The following is a 19,096-nucleotide window of genomic DNA, read 5'->3' on the forward strand; positions in this document are numbered from 1 at the left end:
CTGGACGCTGTGAGCGAGACCCGCGCGCCCCAGACTCAGTTCAACGCCACCGCTGCCGCCGCGCTCACCGGCGACCCTTCCACCGCCACCGATTGCCGCCCATCCGGCCCGACCGGCACATCGCCGACGAGCGTCGTGCGATACAACTGGCGGTCGAAGTCGAGATCGAAGATATCGGTGGGCGCGAGATGCGCGGTCGCGCGGTTGTCCCAGAACGCGACGCTGCCCGCTTCCCACTTGAAACGCACCGTGAATTCCGGCCGCGTTACGTGTTCCCAGAGCAGTTCGAGCAGCGCCTGGCTCTCACGCGGCGTCACGTCGACAATCGATTTCAGAAAGCTCGGGCTCACGTAGAGCGCACGTTCGCCCGTTTCCGGATGGACCCTGACGAGCGGATGCTCGGTGACGAGCGCGCGCTGTTCGACGGCTTTGACGAACTCCTGAGTGCCGCTCGCGCCGGCCGGCGGCGTGAATCGGTGAATGCCGCGCAAGCCATCGACGAAAGCGCGCAACGGCGCGGAGAGCTTCTGATAGGCGCTCACCAGATTGGTCCACTGCGTATCGCCGCCGTACGGCGGAATCGTCACGCCGCGCAGAATCGACGCCCACGGCGGATTGACCGCAGCGGTCACGTCCGTATGCCAACCGGTCCATGGACGCAGCAATGCCTGGCCCTCGAAACGCGTCGCCTTGCGGTACTTCGAAATGGAATAGACCTCGGGATGTCCGTCGACATGACCGAACACCGGATGCCCCAGCGTCAATTCGCCGAATTGAGCGGAGAACGCGACGTGCTGCTCGTGCGTCAGAAACTGCTCGCGAAAGAACACGACCCGCCACTTCAGCAATGCCCCGCGAATCTGCGCGACTTCGCTCGGGTCCAGTTCGCGTGTCAGATCGACACCGTGAATCTCGGCGCCGATATGCGCCGAAAGCGGCTTGACTTCAATCGACTGTGCTTCATGCAATGCGGCTGCGCTCATGCAAGGCTCCTTGCGAAAAGAAACGTGTCCGATGCCGGCTCACAGGCCGTCGGCTCTCACGTTAAATTCGCCGGTGCTCGAATCCAACCAATCTTTGCACATAAGAAAATCAGCGCACGTTCGAACCTCGCCGCGTGCAATCGAGGAGAGCGCAAACGTCGTGTGCGGACAGACAAATAAGTAAAGCGAAATTTGTTGGTTTGGCTGGAACTCCCGCGCCGCGATACTGGTTTCCCTAATGAAAGCGCGATTCGCTGCCGACGTATTCGCCCGCCGTTCAACTACCTGGCCGAGCCCCACACCATGACGCAATCGACTCACCCCGATCAGCAGGCACTCGACACGTTGCGCCTGATTGGCCCCGCGCCGGAAAACTGGGTGCCACCGCGAGACGGTATCGATCACAACGTGGTGATCGTCGGCGGTGGGCAGACCGGTGCGGCGTTCGCCTTTGCACTGCGGCGCGTCGGCATCGGTCAGGTGAGCGTGATCGACGCCGCGCCCGATGAAGCGCGCGCGGGGGTGTGGTTGAATCGCGCGCGCATGAACAGGTTGCGTACGCCGAAGACGCTGGCCGGCCCCGAAGCGGGGCTGCCGGGGTTGAGCTTTCAGGCGTGGTACGAAGCGCGCTTTGGCGCTGTCTCGTACGCGGAAATAGACCGGATTCCACGCACGCGCTGGGCGGAATATCTCGCGTGGTACCGGCATTTTCTCGACATTCCGATTCGCTACGGCACACGCCTCACGCTGATCGAGCCGGTGGGCGAGCATTTCCGTTTGCATCTGGAAGTGCGCGACGGCGGTACGGTGCGCAGCGTCGTCGAGACGGCGCGCAAGATCGTGCTTGGCAACGGCGTCGCGGGCAATGGCGCGCCTTTCGTTCCTGCCGTGCTCAAGAGCCTGCCGCCTGGCCATCTTGCACACACTGCCGACGCGATCGATTTCGCGGCCCTGCGCGGCAAATCGGTGGCGGTGATCGGCGGCGCGGCGTCTGCGTTCGACGCTGCGGCAACGGCGCTCGAAGCCGGCGCCGCGGAGGTCCATCTATTCGCGCGGCGCGAGCGTATCGCGTCCGTACCGGTGACGCGTGCGCGTGCTTATCCCGGCGCCTACGACAACTACTTTCATCTGCCCGACGCGATTCGCTGGGCCCAGGCGCGGCGTTTTCGCCGGGCCGGTTCGACGCCGCCCGTCGACGCGGTCGAGCGTGTCACCCGTTTTCCGAATTTTCATCTGCACCTGGGTGCGTCGTGGAACGATGCGAGCGTCAGGAGCGAACGTGTCGAAGCCAGCGTGGCGGGCGAGTCGTTTGCATTCGACTTCGTGATCGCCGCAACGGGCTACGTTGTCGACCCGGCGCTGCGGCCCGAGCTTAAGCAGGTCGCCCAGCATATCCGTCTATGGCGTGATCAATACGTGCCTGCTGAAAACGATCACGACGATGCGCTTGGCGCGCATCCTTATCTCGGCGCCGCGCTCGAATACCTGGAAAAGACGGACGCGGATGCGCCTTATTTGAAACATATCCACGTCTACAACCCGGGCGCGTTCGTGAGTTTCGGCCTGCCGGTCGGCGACGTGCCGAGTATGAAGCGCGATATTCCCGCTGTCGTCCAGCGCATCAGCCGCGATCTCTTTCTCGCCGATCTGCCTGCGCATGAAGCGCGCATCAACGGCGACATCGCCGCCGACTTCGACGTTTCGTTCTACGCACACAGCGTCTGGCAACACGATAAGGCCGACGTCGCGTAACGGCTTTTTCACGCACGCGCTCACGTCAACTCAATCAGTCAGGAGGACGAAATCGATATGTCCAGTCAATTTGAATCGATCGCAACCCGCGCTCCGGCGAGCGGCGCGGACCCCGGCGACGGCACACGTGTCGCCTCCCGGCGCGGGCTTTCTCGCGGTGTGCCGATCGCCGGGCTCGCCGCGATCGCCTGGCTCGCGAGTGCCGCGCAGACCGCATGGTGGCCGAGTCTCGATGACTGGCCGTACACGCGGGAATTCATCGCGCTCAAGCTGGTGCTCGCAGTTTTCGCCGTCGCAGCAGGTGTCGCGGGATGGCGCAGCACGTCAGCTGCGTCGAACATGCCTTCGCGCACGAGCGCAGGTCTACGCGCGATGCCCTGGCTGCTGGCGTTGGCATTTGGCGTCAGCGCATGGGAGGCCGTCACCGCGCAACTGGAGTGGCTGCCACGGCCGTTCTTTGCGCCACCGCAAGCGCTGATCGGCGTCTTTGCCGAAGACTATCCGAGGCTCGGCACGAGTGTCGTGCACTCGTTCGGACTGCTTGCCTATGGGTACGTGCTCGGCGCGCTGGCTGGCTTCGTGACGGGCGTGAGCATCGGCTGGTCGCAGGCCGTGAGTTACTGGGTCCATCCGGTGCTGCGTCTCATCGGACCGTTGCCGGCCACCGCATGGTTGCCGCTCGCGTTCTTCTTCTTTCCGTCGAGCTTCAGCGCGAGCGTGTTCCTGATTGCTCTGGCGACGGCCTTTCCGGTCGCCGTGCTGACGTGGTCCGGTGTCGCCGGCGTCAATCCGGCCTATTACGACATCGCGCGCACGCTCGGCGCGCGGCCCGCCTTTCTCATTCTGCGCGTCGCGATTCCGGCGGCGCTGCCGTCGGTGTTCGTCGGACTGTTCATGGGACTTGGCGCGTCGTTCTCGGTGCTGATCGTCGCGGAGATGATGGGCGTCAAAGCAGGGCTTGGCTGGTATCTGCAGTGGGCCCAGGGGTGGGCGGCGTATTCGAACATGTATGCCGCGTTGCTTGTGATGGCGCTGATGTGCTCCGGTCTGATTACCTTGCTGTTCCGTGTGCGTGACCGTCTGCTGGCCTGGCAAAAAGGATTGCTCAAATGGTAGCCGTACCCGAAGTGCTGAATCAAGCCGCCGATCAAGCGCGGGTCCGCAACGGCGCGCGTATCGACGTGCGTCACGTGAGCCATCGATTTGCATTGCACGGCGCCGCGTTGCCGGTGTTGCAGGACGTCAGCTTCTCGGTCGAACCAGGCGAATTCGTCGCGCTGCTCGGCCCGAGCGGTTGCGGCAAGTCCACCTTGCTGCGGCTCGTGGCGGGGCTCGATGCGCCGACCGAAGGCAGCCTGAATGCGGACGGCGCTGCGATCGCGGGTCCTGATCCTTCGCGCGTGGTTGTGTTCCAGGACCCGACGCTGTATCCGTGGCGAACGGTGCGCGGCAACGTTGCGATCGGTCCGCAGGCGCAGCGGCGACGCCTTGCGCGACGCGACCCGGCACAGGAAGAACAGGCGCAGAACAGAATCGACGCCGCGCTGGAACTGGTCGGCTTGAGCGAATTCGCCGAAGCGTTTCCGCATCAACTGTCGGGCGGCATGGCGCAGCGCGTGGCGTTGGCCCGCGCGCTCGTCAACGATCCGGCGCTATTGGTGCTGGACGAACCGTTCGGCAAGCTCGATTCGCTCACGCGCATCCGCATGCAGGGCGAGCTCGCGCGACTGTGGCAGGACGCGCGTTTTTCCGTACTGCTGGTGACGCACGACGTGGAAGAGGCGCTGCTGCTCGCGAATCGCGTAATCGTTTTCAGCGAGCGCCCGGCGCGAGTCGTCGCCGAGGTGCGTAACGACGCGCCGTATCCGCGTCATCGCGACGATCCGAAACTGGTGGCGCTGCGCCGCGAGGTACTCGCGCAACTCGGACTCGACACCTGAACGACTAGAACAATCCATCGCGACCTGAGGAGCAATCAACCATGAATCCCTATGATGAAGCGCCGCTAAGCCCGGCCCGCCGCGCATGGCTGCGCAAGACGGCCTGGAGCGCGGGCGCCGCCGCGCTCGGTGGCGCGGCGCTGAGCCTGCCGGGCTCGCTCGCGTTCGCGCAAACGCCGTCCGCGCCTTTGAAGCAGCTCAAGCTCTCGTGGAACGCGGGATCGATTTGCACCGCGCCCGTGGCCGTCGCGGTGAAGCAGGGCTTTTTCGAGCAGCATGGCTTGCAGGTCGAACTCGTGAACTTCTCGGGCTCGACCGATCAACTGCTCGAGGCGATTGCGACAGGCAAGTCCGACGCGGGCGTCGGCATGGCGCTGCGCTGGATCAAACCACTGGAGCAGGGCTTCGATGTGAAACTGACTGCCGGCATTCACGGCGGCTGCATGCGCTTGCTGGCCACGCGCGCGTCGGGCATCGTCGACGTGGCCGGTCTGAAGGGCCGCACGATCGGCGTCAGCGATATGGCGAGTCCCACCAAGAACTTCTTTGCGATCGTATTGAAGAAGATCGGCGTCGATCCCGAGCGCGACGTGAATTGGCGCCAGTATCCGGCGAACCTGCTGGGCGAGGCGCTGAAGAAGGGCGAAGTTCAGGCCATCGCGGACGGCGACCCGACCATCTGGTCGATCCGCGAATCGGATCATCTGCATGAGGTGTCGAACAATCTGTGCGGCGAGTACCAGACGCGTTCATGCTGCGTGCTGGGCGTGCGCGGCTCGCTGGTGCGCAAGGATCGCGCGAGCGCGCAGAAGCTGACGCAGGCGTTGCTCGAAGCGACCGAGTGGACCGCCAATCATCCGGAGGAGGCGGCCGCGATCTTCTCGGTGCATACGCCGTCGGCGGACGTGGGCCAACTGGCCGCAATGCTCAAGAGCCATACGGACCATCATCATCCGGTGGGTGACGCGTTCAAGAAAGAGATCTCGCTGTACGCCGACGATCTGAAGGCAGTTGGCGTGCTCAACAACGGGACCGATTCGAATCGTCTCGCGGATCGGGTCTTCTCGAACGTGCTGACTGCGTGACGCTCGGCGGTGCGGGGGCCCGGCGCGGCCAGTCCTCACTCACGACTCATCCAGCTCAAAACAACTTAAACAGCCGGGTCGCTTCGATCCGCACGCATTCAAAAAGGAATATTGGCATGCAGGTATCTCTCGACACAGCGGCGCCCGCGACGCTCGATGCAGCGCTGGCTGGCTTGCCGGCGCTGGCCCAGGCAATCGGCGAAGACGCCGCGCAACGAGAGGCACGACGCGAATTGCCGTTCGACCGCTTTGCGTTGTTCCGCGAGTCGGGGCTCGGCTTACTGCGCTTTCCCGTCGAGTGGGGCGGCCTTGGCGGGTCGCTCGACGATCTCTTTCATGTCGTCGCGACGCTGGCTGCCCATGAATCGAATGTAGCCCACGCTCTGCGGATTCATTACGACCTGACCGAGCAATTGCTGTTATCGCCTCGCTCGGATTTCAACGATACGCAGATCGAGCGTGTGCGCCAGGGGGCGATATTTGGTGGCGCGTCGACGGAACTCGGCACTTCGCGTCCGGGAGAAATCGTCACGCAACTCGTGCGTGACGGCGAGCACTTTCGAGTCACAGGCAAGAAGTACTATTCGACCGGCACGGCCTTTTCGGACTATGCGCGAATCAACGTGCAGGATGAGAACGACGAGAAGGTTTCCATCGTGATTCCGGTGGCTCGTGAGGGTCTGCAAGTACTCGACGACTGGGACGGCATGGGCCAGCGCATGACGGCGAGCGGCAGTCTCGTGCTCGACAACGTGCAGGTTTTCGCACACGAAGTCGCGACGCGCGGCTATACGAGTCTGGCAGGCCGTCACGGCAGCGCGGTGCGGCAATTGCATCTGGTCGCCGTAGCGGCTGGCATCGTACGCAATATTCTCGCGGACGCGCGGCGTTACGTGGTTCAACACGGCCGCCCGGTACTGCACAGCCCGGCGCCGTCCGCGCGCGAAGATGGCTTCGTGCAGCAGGTGGTGGGCGATCTCGCCGCACATAGCCTTTCGATCGACGCATTGGTGCAGCAGAACGCTCGGACCCTCGATCGCTCGGCGGTTGCGATTCGCAACGGCGCGGCGAATGCCGAAGATCTGGTGCTCCAAGGCGCGCTTGCAACCGCCAAGACACAACTGGTGGTCAGCAAATTGGCGCTGCATGCGGGCGAGCGGCTGTTCGAGATCGGCGGCGCGTCGGCGACTGCACGCTCGCACAATTTCGATCGCCATTGGCGCAATCTACGCACCATCTTCAGTCACAACCCGCTGCTGCACAAGGCGCGCGTAATCGGCGACTACGAGTTGAACGGAGCGACGACGCATCTCACCGAAGGACGCGTGTTCTGACCAGTACCGCGCCATCCATCCATTCCCTCACCATCCATCACGGAAAATTATGGGCCGACGAGATCTGCTGTTGTTGCTGGAGCCGGGCTTCACCGATCCGAACCATCCAGGCGAGCGTTTCATCTGCCCGGACGGCGCGCCGATTGAGGGCTTGCTGGCGAGCGACGTGGCGCTCAATGCACGTCTGGACATCCGCCGTCTGCCGTTTGCGCGTCCACGCGCGGCGGTCGTCGAAGCGCTGGACGCCGAACATCAGAGTTTGCCGGTGCTGATTTTCGGCGATGAACAACTGGCGCCTGCTGATGCTGAGGTGTTGGGAGAAAAGCGCTTCGTGACCGATACGCGTCGGATACTCGATCTGCTGGCCCAGCGTCACGGTTTTCCAAAAGTACATTGAATGCAGCGGCGCGGCGTGATGTCGAGCGCCGCGCCCGCTGCTCGTGCAACTGGCGCGCTCTGAAGGAGCCAGGCGGCTCCCTCGCATCAGAACAGATGCTTGACGCCCGCCGATACCGCGACCTGCTTGTTGGTCGTGGAAGGCGTCAGGTAACCGATTGCGGCAACCGCCGGACGTCCCAGCGAGTCCGTGCCGCTGGCGTGCTGGTAGGCGCCCGTCACGTACACCTCGGTCGATTTCGATAGCGAATGCGCAGTACCGAGATTGAGCTGCTCGTATTTCGCGCCGCCTTTGTTGCCGACGCTGCCACCTTCCGTATAGTCGAACGACGTGCCGAAGCGCAGGAAAGGTGTGGCCTGGTAGCGCAAGCTCGCGCCCACCGTGCTGAGTGTCGTCGAACCGCTATAGTTGAACGTGTTGAGCGAGGGGTTCGAGCCGAGTCCGCGGAACTGTGTATTCGAATAGGCTACGCCGAAGATCGCCCCGCCCGTCGTGTATGTGGTTGCAACGGAGACGGTCTGCTGAGTGCGTGCCGATGCGAATCCGGCAATGACCGGATTCGACTCCGGTGCGGTGGCTGATCCGGCGGAGCCCAGATTGTTGCCGGTCGCGCTCGCGTTCGCATTGGTGCCGTATAGCGACGTGTTCGGGTTGCGCGCGTTGATGATCGACGCCGCGATGGCGAACGCGCCACCGGTATAGCTGATACCCGTCGACCACACCTGATTCTGCGTGACATTGCCGGCCACGCCGCCGACGCTATACAGGCCGCCGAAGCGGAATCCCCTGAACGAATCCGACAGATACTTGATCGAGTTGTTGATGCGGTGTGTGAAGTTCAGATTATCGTAATCGGCGGGATGGATCGCGAGATTGCCCCAATACCATCCGTACGACAATGCCGACACGAACTCGACCGAGGTGTCGCCCTGACGTCCCAACGTGAGGGTGCCGTAACGGTCCGCGTTGATGCCGACCCATGCCTGGCGGCCGAACTCCGTACCGCCTTGTCCGAGCGCGCCGTTATTCACGCTGAAGCCGCTTTCCAGTTGGAAGATCGCCTTCAACCCGCCGCCGAGATCCTCGGTGCCTTTCAGTCCCCAGCGGCTCGATGCAAGACCCGACGTGCCGCTGTCGAACTGCGCGACTTGTGCGCCGCCTGCCGGCCGCCCGCCATTTGCCGTGGCGGCGGTTTGAGCGTTGTTCGAATACGTTACGTTGCCAGTCACGATGCCGTATAACGTCACGCTGCTTTGAGCATGGACTGCAGCGGTGAGAAAAGGCGAAAGGCCAAAAAATAAAATCAGTTTTTTCATGTTCTATTGAAGCGGATTGTTTGAGTGTAAGAGGGATGGTTGCCAGTGCAGAGAAGTGAAAAGGCCAGTAAAGATAAGCAACGCGAACCGAACGGCAAACCAACCAAACTCGATATATATATCGACGATTCAAGCGAACAGACGTTGCGTTGCTGATCTGAAAGCGATAGCACCAAGGCGCACGATTTATCTATGCAATCCTCAATTAATTCGTTCTTGTTCATGCCGTTGATTGATATCTTGCGACGCTTCCGATAAGCATCGTCTGCCGTGTCAGGCGGATTCAAAAGGAGCGGGCATGAGTGATCGCAACGAGTTTGATTCGGGACGTCGCAGTGCGTTGATCGGGCTTGCGGGAAGTGCGGCCGGCCTGACATTCGGCGCGTTCGGATCGCTGGCGCACGCGGCTGTGCAGAACGGCACCGTGGCGCCGCGTCACGGTGGCCGGTTGACCTTGCTCGTGAATCCCGAGCCGAACGTGCTAGTCAATTTCGCCACGACGGCAGGTGCGGAACAGAAGATCAGTCCGAAAGTGACCGAAGGGTTGCTGAGCTACGACTTCAACGTGCAACCGCGTGCGCAACTCGCGACCGGTTGGTCGATCAGCGGAGATGGTCTGCAGTACACGTTCAGGTTGCGCGACGGCGTACGCTGGCACGACGGTCAACCGTTCACGTCGAAAGACGTGGCAGTGTCGATCGGATTGCTGAAGCAGTATCACTCGCGCGGCCGTTCGACATTTGCCAACGTGGTCGAAGTGCGCACGCCCGATGTGCATACGGCGGTGCTGAAGCTATCGAAGCCCGCACCGTATCTGATCTATGCGCTCGCCGCGTCCGAGTCGCCGATCGTGCCCGCGCATCTTTATGGCAGTGGCGATCCCCTTAACAATCCTCACAATATCGAACCGATAGGGACCGGTCCTTATCGCTTCAAAAGCTGGGAGCGCGGCAGTCATGCGGTGTTTGTGCGCAATCCGGACTACTGGGATGCACCGAAGCCGTATGTCGACGAACTGGTCGTGCGTTTCATCGGCGATGCGGCGGCTCGCGCGGTCGCGCTTGAAACAGGTGAGCTGGATCTGGCCGGCGAGAACCCGGTGCCGCTCGTCGATATACAACGGCTGCAGGCATTGCCCCATCTTGCACTGGAAACGCGCGGATACAGCTACGACGCAGCGCAGACGCAGTTGCAGTTCAATCTCGACAACCGGTATCTGTCGCAACTAAAGGTGCGCCAGGCGATTGCCCACAGCATCGACCGGAAGGCCATTCTGCAATCGGTGTGGTACGGCTACGGGATCGTTGCGCCGTCGCCGATCAGTCCGCTGCTCACGCAGTTCTACGATCCGCAGGCGCCGTCGTCGCCATTCGATCTCGCCCAAGCCGGGCGGCTGCTCGACGAGGCCGGGTTGCCGCGTCAATCCAACGGCTTCCGTTTTCCGCTGACGATCGACTACAACCCCTACGACCCGACGTTCGCGCGGCTCGCCGAATATCTGCGGCAAACACTGCGCCGCATCGGAATCGAATCGACTGTGCGTTCGCAGGATTTCGGCGCCTACGTGAAGCGTATCTATACCGACCGTGATTTCGACCTCGACGCCAACTTCCTCGGCAATACGTTCGATCCCACCGTGGGCGTGCAGCGGCTCTACTGGTCGCGCAATTTCAGAAAAGGCGTGCCGTTCTCCAACGCGTCGCACTACGACAACCCGGAGGTCGATCGTCTGCTCGAAGCGGCGGCGGTGGAGAACGATCCCGCGACGCGCGTCAAATACTTCCGGCAATTCCAGCAGGTGGTGGGACGCGATCTGCCGATCATCGATCTCGTCACGCTGAAACAGGTCACGCTCTACAACCGCCGCGTGCACAACCATACCGTGACCGCCGACGGCCTGGACGGCAATCTCGCCGACGTGTTCATCGCGTGACTCGGGAGATGGCCGGTGCTGCGGGGTCTTTCGTCCGTGTCGTGCTTTGCATATGCGGAACCATTGGTTCTTTTGGCGCCGCAGCGGCTTTATCGTGAGCGTTGCGGCAGCAGCACGGCCGGCGACACGACCGCGACACCACGACGACACCACGACGACACCACGACGACATCACGACGACACCACGACCACTCGACAGGCAACTCACGCCGGCCGGGTCGTCGGCAACCAGGATCTGGATCACATGGCAGGACTGAATCGACGCGACTTTCTGATTTCAACGGGCGCAGCGCTCGCCGCGACGGGCATGCCGGCATTGGCGCTCGCACAGGGCGACGCCGCCGTGCCGAAACGAGGCGGCACCTTGAACATGCTGATCAACCCGGAGCCGCCGGTACTCGTGTCGATCTTCCAGACCACGGGGCCTGCGCTCGTCGCGAGTTCGAAAGTGCTCGAAGGTCTGCTCGCGTACGACTTCGATTTGCGGCCGAAGCCGCAGCTTGCCACGGCGTGGACGGTCAGCCCGGACGCCTTGAAATACACCTTTACGCTGCGCCAGAACGTCAAATGGCATGACGGCCAGCCGTTCACATCGGCGGATGTCGCGTTTTCGATCGACCTGCTCAAAGCGGTGCATCCGCGTGGACGCAGCACGTTCGCCAACGTGACGCGCGTCAGCACACCCGACGCGCGCACCGCGATCATCGAATTGTCGAAACCGGCGCCGTATCTGCTGAAGGCGCTGTCGGCCGGCGAATCGCCGATCGTGCCGAAGCATCTGTACGCGTCCGGCGATCCGCTGACGAACCCGCACAACAACGCCCCGATCGGAACGGGGCCGTTCCGTTTCAAGTCATGGACGCGCGGCGCCAATATCGTCTACGAGCGCAACCCCGACTACTGGGACGCGGGCAAGCCCTATATCGACGCCCTGGTATTCAAGGTGATCCCCGACGCGGCCGCTCGCTCGGCGGCCTTCGAAACCGGCGCGCTCGATCTGGGCGGTGAAAACCCGGTGCCGTTGACCGATCTGCAGCGCCTCACGCAATTGCCGCAACTGGCCGTCGAAACGCGCGGCTACCGTTTTCTGGAACCGTTGTCCGAGATCGACTTCAATCTCGATCACCCGATTCTCAAGGACTTGCGAGTGCGCCAGGCGATTGCCCACGCGATCAATCCGCAAGTTGTGCAACGCACGATTGCGTACGGCTACGCCGATCTGTCGCCCACGCCGATCACGCCGGGCTCGCCGTATCACGATGCGAAGCTCGCAGCCTACGCATTCGATATCGCAAGCGCGGAAAAGCTGCTCGACGCAGCGGGCTACCCGCGCAAGGACGGCGGCGTGCGCTTCCAGCTGACGCACGATTTCCTGCCCTATGGCGACCTGTACCGCCGTCAGGCCGACTACGTGAAGTCGGCACTTGCGCGCGTGGGCATCGACGTCACCGTGCGCTCGCAAGACCTGCCCGCGTTCCTGAAGCGCGTCTACGCGGACCGCCAGTTCGACTTCACGAGCATCGGCGTGAACACGCTGTTCGATCCGAGCGTCGGCGTCCAGCGTCTCTACTGGTCGAAGAACATTCGCCCAGGCGTGCCGTTTTCGAATGCGCCGCACTACAGCAACGCCGAAGTCGACCGCCTGCTCGAAAGCGCCTCTGTCGAAATCGACGAAAGCAAACGCGTCGCGTTGTATCAGCAGTTCCAGCAGATCGTCTATCGCGATCTGCCGATTCTCAACCTCGTGGCGCCGCGCATGGTCACGTTGGCGAACCGGCGCGTGCACAACCACACCGTGTCCGCGCAGGGCCTCGAAGGCAATCTCGCGGATGTCTATCTGAGCGCCTGACAGGAGAACGACGATGAGCCGAAGTCTGGGTTTCGGCGCGATAGCGCGGCGCACCGCATGGCAGGTCCTGCCGACGGTGGTTGGCATCGTGATCCTGAACTTCTTTCTGCTGAAACTGATGCCGGGCGATGCCGCCGACGTGCTCGCTGGAGAATCCGGCTCGGCCACGGCGGAAACGATGCAGGTGCTGCGCGCGAAGTTCGGCCTCGACCAGCCGCTGTTGCATCAGTTGTGGTCGTACCTGACGCATCTGGCTCACTTCAGCCTTGGCTATTCGCCGCGTTACGACATGCCTGTCATGCAGTTGATCCTGTCGCGTTTGCCGAATACGTTGCTGCTCATGGGCGTGGCGTTGACACTGGCGATCGTGATCGGCGTGACGCTCGGTGCGGTAATGGCGCATTGGGCCGGCAAGTGGCCGGACCGCGTGTTGTCGGTGCTCGCATTGCTGTTCTATTCGACGCCGGGCTTCTGGATCGGCTTGCTCGCCATCGTGCTGTTCTCGGTGCACCTCGGCTGGTTGCCGAGCGGCGGCAACGTGACGCTCGGCGTGCAACTGCATGGCTTTGCGTTATTCGCCGACGCGGCGCAGCACGTGCTGCTGCCCGCCGCGACGCTGGCGACGTTCTTTATCGCGATCTATGCGCGGCTCACCCGCGCCGCGATGCTCGAAGTGCAACGCCAGGACTTCGTGCGAACCGCGCAGGCGAAGGGCCTGCATCCGTGGCGCGTGACGGTGCGGCATGTGTTGCGCAACGCGCTGATGCCGCTGACGACAATGGTCGGTATTCATTTCGGCACGCTGCTCGGCGGCGCGGCGGTGACGGAGACCGTGTTCAGTTGGCCCGGTCTCGGGCGGCTCGCGCTCGACGCCGTAATGGCGCGTGATTTCAGCGTGTTGCTCGGCGTGCTGCTGCTGTCGTCGCTGCTTGTGATCGTCGCCAACGTGCTGGTCGATCTGCTTCAGGCCTGGCTCGATCCACGTATTGCGTGACTCTTCACGCTTGCGCCGACCCGTTGTTCACCAGAGAGATGCAATGGCTTCCGACTCTTCCAATCTGATCTCCACCTCGCCCGAACCGGCGGTTTCAACGTGGCGCCGTCAACTGGCCGGTGCGCTGTTCGGCCAGGGCCGCACCGGCACCGCGCCCGCTGCGCCGCGCAGCGGGCGCGGCGTGTGGCGGGCGCTGCTGCGCAATCCGTCGGCGCTGACCGGACTCGTGCTGCTCGCCGGGTTCATCGCGCTCGCCTTCGGTGCGGGACATCTGTTTCCCGGCGATCCGCTCGACATGGTCGCCGCTCCTTTCGAGTGGCCGGGCGCCGATCCGCAGTACCGGCTCGGCACCGATTCGCTCGGACGCGATGTCGCTGCCGGCATTGCGCACGGCACGCGCGTGTCCTTGATGATTGGCGCGGCGGCGGCGGGAATCGGTCTCGTGATCGGCACGCTGGTCGGCGCGGCGGGCGGCTTCTTCGGTGGTGTCATCGACAACGTGCTGGTGCGCGTGACCGAACTCTTTCAAACCATTCCGTCGTTTCTGCTGGTGATCGTGATTGTCGCGATTGGCCGGCCGAGCGTCACGGTGATTACGCTGGCGATCGGCATCGCGTCGTGGCCGACCGTCGCGCGAATCGTGCGCGCCGAATTTCGCACGCTACGCGAGGCGGACTTCGTGCTCGCGGCGCGCAGCCAGGGGTTCAGCAATGCGCGCATCATCTTCGGCGAGATTTTGCCGAATGCGCTGCCGCCGGTGATCGTCACCGCGTCCGTAATGGTGGCGAGCGCGATCCTGATCGAGTCGTCACTGTCGTTTCTCGGCATGGGCGACCCGAACGTCGTCAGTTGGGGCGGCATGATCGGCGCGGGACGCGATTCGCTGCGCACCGCCTGGTATCTGACCGCCATTCCCGGCTCCGCGATCGTCGTCGCGGTGCTGGCGCTGAATCTGCTCGGCGACGGCCTGAACGACGCGCTTAACCCGCGTCTGCGGGAACGCACCTGATCATGAAACCGGGGACTCACGAAGTGACTAGATCGGCAAACCTGCTGGAAGTGCGCGATCTGCGCGTCAGTTTCGGCGCGCATGAAGCGGTGCGCGGGCTGAATTTCGATGTTGCGCAAGGCGAGACGCTGGCGCTCGTCGGTGAATCGGGGTGCGGTAAATCCGCCACCGCGCTGTCGCTGATGCGGCTCGTGCCGGTGCCGGGGCGCGTGAGTGGCAGCCTGCGTTTCGATGGCCGCGAACTCCTCGATTTGTCGGAACGGGACATGCGCGCGGTGCGCGGCCGGCAGATGTCGATGATTTTCCAGGAGCCGATGACCTCGCTGAACCCGGTGCTGTCAATAGGCGCGCAGATCGTCGAGACGTTGCGCCAGCACGAGAGTCTTTCCAAAGTTGCCGCGTGGAAGCGCGCAATCGAACTGCTTGAGTTGGTGCGCATTCCCGAACCGCAGCGGCGCGTGTTCGATTATCCGCACGAGCTGTCCGGCGGCCAGCGGCAACGCGTGATGATCGCAATGGCGGTCGCGTGCCGGCCGCGTCTGCTGATCGCGGACGAGCCGACCACGGCGCTCGACGTCACGATTCAGGCGCGGATTCTCGAACTGCTCGATGGTCTGCGGCGCGAGTTGTCGATGTCACTGCTGCTGATCACGCACGATCTCGGCGTGGTCGCGCAACACGCGGACCGCGTCGCGGTGATGCTGGCGGGCGAGATGGTGGAGCAGGCGCCGGTCGCGCAACTCTTCACGCAACCGAGGCACGCATACACGCGCGGCCTGCTCGGCGCGTCGTTGAATCTCGCCGACGATCTGCACTATCGAGGCTGGAAACTGCCGGAAATCCGCCACGGTATCGACGATGACGGCCAGCCGAACTTTGCGGTCGTCCCCCTTTCGCCGCGTACCGGACAGCACGACGAACCGGCTGCCGCGCGACGCGCAACAGACGACGCGCCGCTGCTGGCGCTGCACGACCTGCGCATCGACTATCCGCATCGTGATGGCAAGACGACGCTACGCGCGGTCGACGGTGTGTCGCTGCAGATCGCGCGTGGCGAAACGGTTGGCCTTGTCGGCGAATCCGGTTGTGGGAAATCGACTCTGTCGAAAGCGATCCTGCGGCTCGTACCGGCTGCGGGCGGCCAGATTCGCCTGCGCGGCACTGATCTGGTGCCGCTGCGCGAGCACGAGTTGCGGCCGTTGCGCCGTCACGTACAGATGGTGTTTCAGGATCCCTATGCGTCGCTCAATCCGCGCCGTACGGTTGGCGAGATTCTGGATACGGTGCTGGTGGTCGACGGTGTGAACGACGCGCGGCAACGCCGCTCGCGCATCGCCGCGATACTGGACCGCGTTGGACTGCCCAGTTCCGCACCACAGCGCTTTCCGCATGAATTCTCGGGCGGGCAACGTCAGCGCATCGGCATCGCGCGGGCGCTGGTGCTCGAACCGGACCTGCTGATCTGCGACGAACCGGTGTCCGCTCTGGATGTGTCGATCCAGGCGCAAATCCTCAATCTGCTGGTGGAACTCAAACGCGATCTCGGGCTTGCCTATCTGTTCATCTCGCACGATCTTTCCGTGGTGCGCTATATCGCGGACCGCGTGCATGTGATGCAGGCGGGGCGCATCGTCGAAAGCGGCGATCATCGCGAGATCTGGCGCGCGCCGCAGCATGCCTACACGCGTACGCTGCTCGACGCGATTCCCGGCAGACGTTTCGACGCGCAAGCGGCTTAAAGCGATGCGGAAAGAGGCGGCTTGCGCCGCCTCTTTCCGATGGTTCGTCTTTATAGCCGTCTGGCTCGACCCAACTCAGTCCTGCGGCGACCCGTGGCGTGCAATCCGGCCGAAGAACGGATGGCCCGGATCGTTGAAGCCCGGCGTGGACGGATGGCCGCTCGTCACGAGGGAATCGACAAACGCTTCGTCTTCGGAAGTGAGTCGATAGCGCAACGCCGGCAGGTAGTCACGCCATTGCGTTTCGGTGCGCGGCCCCGCAATAGTCGAACTGATATAACGGCTATTGAGCACCCACGCGAGCGCGAATTGCCCGGCTGTGAGGCCGCGCGCTTCGGCGTGCTCGCGTACGCGCCGCGCCAGTTCCAGCGATTCCGGCCGCCATTCGGTCTGCTGCATGCGCCGGTCGCTGCGGCCCGCGCGCGAGTCGGCGGCGGGCGTCGCGCCCGGTTCGTACTTGCCGGTCAGCACGCCGCGCGCAAGCGGGCTGTACGAAATCACGCCGAGCCCATAGCGGTGCGCCGCGCCCAACTGTTCTGCCTCAGCCTGGCGATTGGCGATGTTGTAGAGCGGCTGACTCGCGACCGGCGCATCCAGCCCGAGCGCCTGCGCTGTATGGCTGAATTCGGCTATCTTCCACGCGCGATGATTCGACAGCCCGTAGTAGCGCAGCTTGCCTGCCCGGATCAGATCGTTCAGCGCACGCACCGTTTCCTCCACCGGCGTCTGATGATCTTCGCGATGAATGTAGAGCAGATCGATGTAATCGGTGTTCAGGCGCTTCAGACTTGCGTCTACCGCACGCACGATATGTTTGCGCGACGCGCCGCTTGCATTGACGTCGCCCTCTTGCAGCGGATTGGCGAACTTGGTTGCAAGCACCCAGCGCTCGCGCTGCGCGGCAATGCTGCGGCCCACCACGCGTTCCGATTCGCCTTTGACGTAGACGTCGGCGGTGTCGATCGAATTGATGCCCTGTTCCTGAGCCAGATCGATGATGCGGGCCGCCGTGGCCTCGTCGGTGGGGCCGCCGAACATCATCGTGCCGAGCGTCAGTGTCGAGACCTTGATGCCGCTGCGGCCGAGCTGTCTGTATTCCATGTTTTACGGATTCCGTGAAAGTGTAGAGGGTGAGGCGGTTCAACGCTGCAGCCAGAGATCGGCGAAACTCGCCGATACGCCGTCGGGCGACGTCGTATGGTTGTGCACCGCGCGCGAGTACACCGTGATGTATTGCGGCGACACCAGATTGATGTCCGGGAGGTCGCGCGCGAGGATGCGCTGGATCTGCGAGAACAGCTGCTTGCGCGTGGCTTCGTCGGTTTCTTCGGCCACGCGCGAGAACAACTGGTCGATCTCCGGATTGCTATAGTGCGAGCCGTTGGTGAATGGCACGCCGCGCCGGAAGTTGCCGGTCGTATAGAGCCGCGCGACGCCGACCACCGGATCGAACAGATTGCTCATGCCGTTGATGCTGAAGTCGAAATCGCGGTCGGTATAGATTCGCTTCAGATAGGCCGGCAAATCTTGACTGCGAACCGTCACGGCAATGCCCGTGCGCGCTAACGCGGACTTGACGTAGGCGGCGGTGCGCGCGGGCAGATCGCCGATCGGCAGCGGATCGACTGTCAGCGCAAAGCGGGTGCCGTCGGCATTGCGCGGATAGCCGGCTTGGTCGAGCAATGCGTTCGCGTGCTCGACGTTGAACGGATAGGGCGTAGGCGCCGGATCGTGATACGGACTCGACGGAATGATCGGACTCGCGAGCGGCGTTGCGTAGCCGTAATAGATGACTTTGCGGATCACCTCGCGATCGAGCGCCGATGCGATAGCCTGGCGCACTTTCGGATTCTTCAGCACCGGATTGTCGAGATTGAATTCGATGCGCGCCACGCCCGCCTGGAATTCGTAGCCGCGCGACTCGATTCCGAGCTTCGGGTTGGCCTTCAGCCGCGCAAGGTCGGACAGCGGCACCGGCGTATCGCCGCTTAGATCGACCGAGCCGTCTTCGAACGCGACGGTGCGCGCAGCCGGATCGTTGATGACCTTGACGACGATCCTGTCGAGCCAGGGCTTGCCTTTGTCCCAGTAGTCGTCATTGCGCGCGTATTCGATGTAGCTGCCGCGCACCCACTTGATGAACCGGAAGGGGCCCGTGCCGATCGGCGCGTTGTTGGCCGGATTGGTGAGGACGTCGGTGCCGTCGTAGATATGCTTCGGCACGATCGGCGTTTCCGACGACGAAAACGCTTTGATCAGCCACGGCGCAGATCTCGACAACGTAATGACGACCGTGTACGGATCGGGCGTCGAAATATCGGTGACATTGGCGAAGGTGGTTTTCGCACGCGGGTGGACTTGCCTGAGCGTCTGGATCGAGTACGCGACGTCGGCTGACGTGAAGGGTTTGCCGTCGTGCCATTTCACGCCGTGGCGCAAATGGAAAACGTATTTGCGGCTGTCGTCGCTGATTTCCCATGAGGTCGCGAGCGAGGGTTTCGGCTCGAACTTGAAGTCGTATTCCAGCAGACCTTCGGTGACTTTGCCGCTGACCTTCAGCACGTTGGTCGCGGTGGTCGCCAGATCGACGAGGGCGGTCGGCTCCGGCGTGACGATGAAATTGAGCGTACCGCCGCGCGTCTGCGCTTGCGCCGTGTGGGCGTTGAGCGCGACGGCGAGTGTCACTGCAAATGCGAACGCTCCGCTGAAGACCCGCTTGCCGTAGCGACGCAGTGTGGCCTGCGTGGTGACATGTGCCATCTTTT

At 63.1% G+C, this 19,096-nt stretch carries 15 protein-coding genes; 11 read left to right on the top strand and 4 right to left on the bottom strand.

Translation table 11 applies throughout. The features are described from left to right. Window positions 1-35: 35 nt before the first annotated feature. Window positions 36-983: a TauD/TfdA dioxygenase family protein gene (locus PQQ53_RS08675; protein ID WP_408323689.1), complete on the bottom strand. Its 948-nt coding sequence runs from the start codon at window positions 981-983 to the stop codon at window positions 36-38. A gap of 303 nt (window positions 984-1,286) precedes the next feature. Between PQQ53_RS08675 and PQQ53_RS08680 the strand changes: the two genes are divergently transcribed. The 6 genes from PQQ53_RS08680 to PQQ53_RS08705 all read left to right on the top strand — a co-directional run bounded on the left by PQQ53_RS08680 (window position 1,287) and on the right by PQQ53_RS08705 (window position 7,491). Continuing rightward, entirely contained in the window at window positions 1,287-2,735 is a 1,449-nt protein-coding gene (locus tag PQQ53_RS08680; protein WP_408323691.1) for a SidA/IucD/PvdA family monooxygenase, read from the top strand. 57 nt (window positions 2,736-2,792) lie between these two features. After that, window positions 2,793-3,851 (top strand): ABC transporter permease, encoded by a 1,059-nt coding sequence (locus tag PQQ53_RS08685; protein ID WP_408323693.1) that lies wholly within the window; start codon window positions 2,793-2,795, stop codon window positions 3,849-3,851. After that, on the top strand, window positions 3,845-4,675 hold the full coding sequence (locus PQQ53_RS08690) for an ABC transporter ATP-binding protein (RefSeq protein WP_408323695.1): 831 nt from the start codon (window positions 3,845-3,847) through the stop codon (window positions 4,673-4,675). The genes PQQ53_RS08685 and PQQ53_RS08690 overlap by 7 nt, the downstream gene beginning before the upstream one ends. A gap of 41 nt (window positions 4,676-4,716) precedes the next feature. Further along, window positions 4,717-5,760, top strand: a complete 1,044-nt coding sequence (locus tag PQQ53_RS08695; protein WP_408139477.1) for an ABC transporter substrate-binding protein — start codon at window positions 4,717-4,719, stop codon at window positions 5,758-5,760. Window positions 5,761-5,876: 116 nt separating this feature from the next. After that, window positions 5,877-7,094 carry an acyl-CoA dehydrogenase family protein gene (locus tag PQQ53_RS08700; protein WP_408139475.1) on the top strand — a complete coding sequence of 406 codons (1,218 nt, stop codon included), beginning with the start codon at window positions 5,877-5,879 and terminating at the stop codon, window positions 7,092-7,094. A 49-nt stretch (window positions 7,095-7,143) separates the two neighbouring features. Then, window positions 7,144-7,491, top strand: a complete 348-nt coding sequence (locus PQQ53_RS08705; RefSeq protein WP_408139473.1) for a DUF3088 domain-containing protein — start codon at window positions 7,144-7,146, stop codon at window positions 7,489-7,491. An 86-nt stretch (window positions 7,492-7,577) separates the two neighbouring features. On the opposite strand, the gene PQQ53_RS08710 is transcribed toward PQQ53_RS08705, so the two are convergent. Next, the gene (locus tag PQQ53_RS08710; protein WP_408323697.1) at window positions 7,578-8,807 is read right to left on the bottom strand and encodes a porin; all 1,230 of its coding nucleotides are present in this window, start codon (window positions 8,805-8,807) and stop codon (window positions 7,578-7,580) included. A gap of 298 nt (window positions 8,808-9,105) precedes the next feature. On the opposite strand from PQQ53_RS08710, the gene PQQ53_RS08715 reads away from it, so the two are divergent. The 5 genes from PQQ53_RS08715 (at window position 9,106) to PQQ53_RS08735 (ending at window position 16,331) form a co-directional block, all read left to right on the top strand. Beyond that, window positions 9,106-10,740 (top strand): ABC transporter substrate-binding protein, encoded by a 1,635-nt coding sequence (locus tag PQQ53_RS08715; protein ID WP_408323699.1) that lies wholly within the window; start codon window positions 9,106-9,108, stop codon window positions 10,738-10,740. A 244-nt stretch (window positions 10,741-10,984) separates the two neighbouring features. Then, entirely contained in the window at window positions 10,985-12,589 is a 1,605-nt protein-coding gene (locus PQQ53_RS08720) for an ABC transporter substrate-binding protein (RefSeq protein WP_408323701.1), read from the top strand. 13 nt (window positions 12,590-12,602) lie between these two features. After that, on the top strand, window positions 12,603-13,583 hold the full coding sequence (locus PQQ53_RS08725; RefSeq protein WP_408139467.1) for an ABC transporter permease: 981 nt from the start codon (window positions 12,603-12,605) through the stop codon (window positions 13,581-13,583). Window positions 13,584-13,626: 43 nt separating this feature from the next. Then, window positions 13,627-14,592, top strand: a complete 966-nt coding sequence (locus PQQ53_RS08730) for an ABC transporter permease (protein ID WP_408323703.1) — start codon at window positions 13,627-13,629, stop codon at window positions 14,590-14,592. Window positions 14,593-14,594: 2 nt separating this feature from the next. After that, window positions 14,595-16,331 carry an ABC transporter ATP-binding protein gene (locus tag PQQ53_RS08735; protein WP_408323705.1) on the top strand — a complete coding sequence of 579 codons (1,737 nt, stop codon included), beginning with the start codon at window positions 14,595-14,597 and terminating at the stop codon, window positions 16,329-16,331. Window positions 16,332-16,406: 75 nt separating this feature from the next. Here the strand turns inward: PQQ53_RS08735 and PQQ53_RS08740 are convergent, their stop codons facing one another. Further along, window positions 16,407-17,432, bottom strand: coding sequence for an aldo/keto reductase (locus PQQ53_RS08740; RefSeq protein WP_408151848.1), 1,026 nt, complete (start codon window positions 17,430-17,432; stop codon window positions 16,407-16,409). Window positions 17,433-17,471: 39 nt separating this feature from the next. Then, window positions 17,472-19,091 (bottom strand): ABC transporter substrate-binding protein, encoded by a 1,620-nt coding sequence (locus PQQ53_RS08745; RefSeq protein ID WP_408139462.1) that lies wholly within the window; start codon window positions 19,089-19,091, stop codon window positions 17,472-17,474. Between the last annotated feature and the right edge of the window lie 5 nt (window positions 19,092-19,096).

The organism is Paraburkholderia strydomiana, assembly GCF_046030495.1.
Lineage (GTDB): Bacteria > Pseudomonadota > Gammaproteobacteria > Burkholderiales > Burkholderiaceae > Paraburkholderia > Paraburkholderia strydomiana_A.

What these genes read in the sequence shown, in the direction of transcription:
- PQQ53_RS08675 (WP_408323689.1), bottom strand. Translation starts at nt 983, where the DNA reads ATGAGCGCAGCCGCATTGCATGAAGCACAGTCGATTGAAGTCAAGCCG.
- PQQ53_RS08680 (WP_408323691.1), top strand. Translation starts at nt 1,287, where the DNA reads ATGACGCAATCGACTCACCCCGATCAGCAGGCACTCGACACGTTGCGC.
- PQQ53_RS08685 (WP_408323693.1), top strand. Translation starts at nt 2,793, where the DNA reads ATGTCCAGTCAATTTGAATCGATCGCAACCCGCGCTCCGGCGAGCGGC.
- PQQ53_RS08690 (WP_408323695.1), top strand. Translation starts at nt 3,845, where the DNA reads ATGGTAGCCGTACCCGAAGTGCTGAATCAAGCCGCCGATCAAGCGCGG.
- PQQ53_RS08695 (WP_408139477.1), top strand. Translation starts at nt 4,717, where the DNA reads ATGAATCCCTATGATGAAGCGCCGCTAAGCCCGGCCCGCCGCGCATGG.
- PQQ53_RS08700 (WP_408139475.1), top strand. Translation starts at nt 5,877, where the DNA reads ATGCAGGTATCTCTCGACACAGCGGCGCCCGCGACGCTCGATGCAGCG.
- PQQ53_RS08705 (WP_408139473.1), top strand. Translation starts at nt 7,144, where the DNA reads ATGGGCCGACGAGATCTGCTGTTGTTGCTGGAGCCGGGCTTCACCGAT.
- PQQ53_RS08710 (WP_408323697.1), bottom strand. Translation starts at nt 8,807, where the DNA reads ATGAAAAAACTGATTTTATTTTTTGGCCTTTCGCCTTTTCTCACCGCT.
- PQQ53_RS08715 (WP_408323699.1), top strand. Translation starts at nt 9,106, where the DNA reads ATGAGTGATCGCAACGAGTTTGATTCGGGACGTCGCAGTGCGTTGATC.
- PQQ53_RS08720 (WP_408323701.1), top strand. Translation starts at nt 10,985, where the DNA reads ATGGCAGGACTGAATCGACGCGACTTTCTGATTTCAACGGGCGCAGCG.
- PQQ53_RS08725 (WP_408139467.1), top strand. Translation starts at nt 12,603, where the DNA reads ATGAGCCGAAGTCTGGGTTTCGGCGCGATAGCGCGGCGCACCGCATGG.
- PQQ53_RS08730 (WP_408323703.1), top strand. Translation starts at nt 13,627, where the DNA reads ATGGCTTCCGACTCTTCCAATCTGATCTCCACCTCGCCCGAACCGGCG.
- PQQ53_RS08735 (WP_408323705.1), top strand. Translation starts at nt 14,595, where the DNA reads ATGAAACCGGGGACTCACGAAGTGACTAGATCGGCAAACCTGCTGGAA.
- PQQ53_RS08740 (WP_408151848.1), bottom strand. Translation starts at nt 17,432, where the DNA reads ATGGAATACAGACAGCTCGGCCGCAGCGGCATCAAGGTCTCGACACTG.
- PQQ53_RS08745 (WP_408139462.1), bottom strand. Translation starts at nt 19,091, where the DNA reads ATGGCACATGTCACCACGCAGGCCACACTGCGTCGCTACGGCAAGCGG.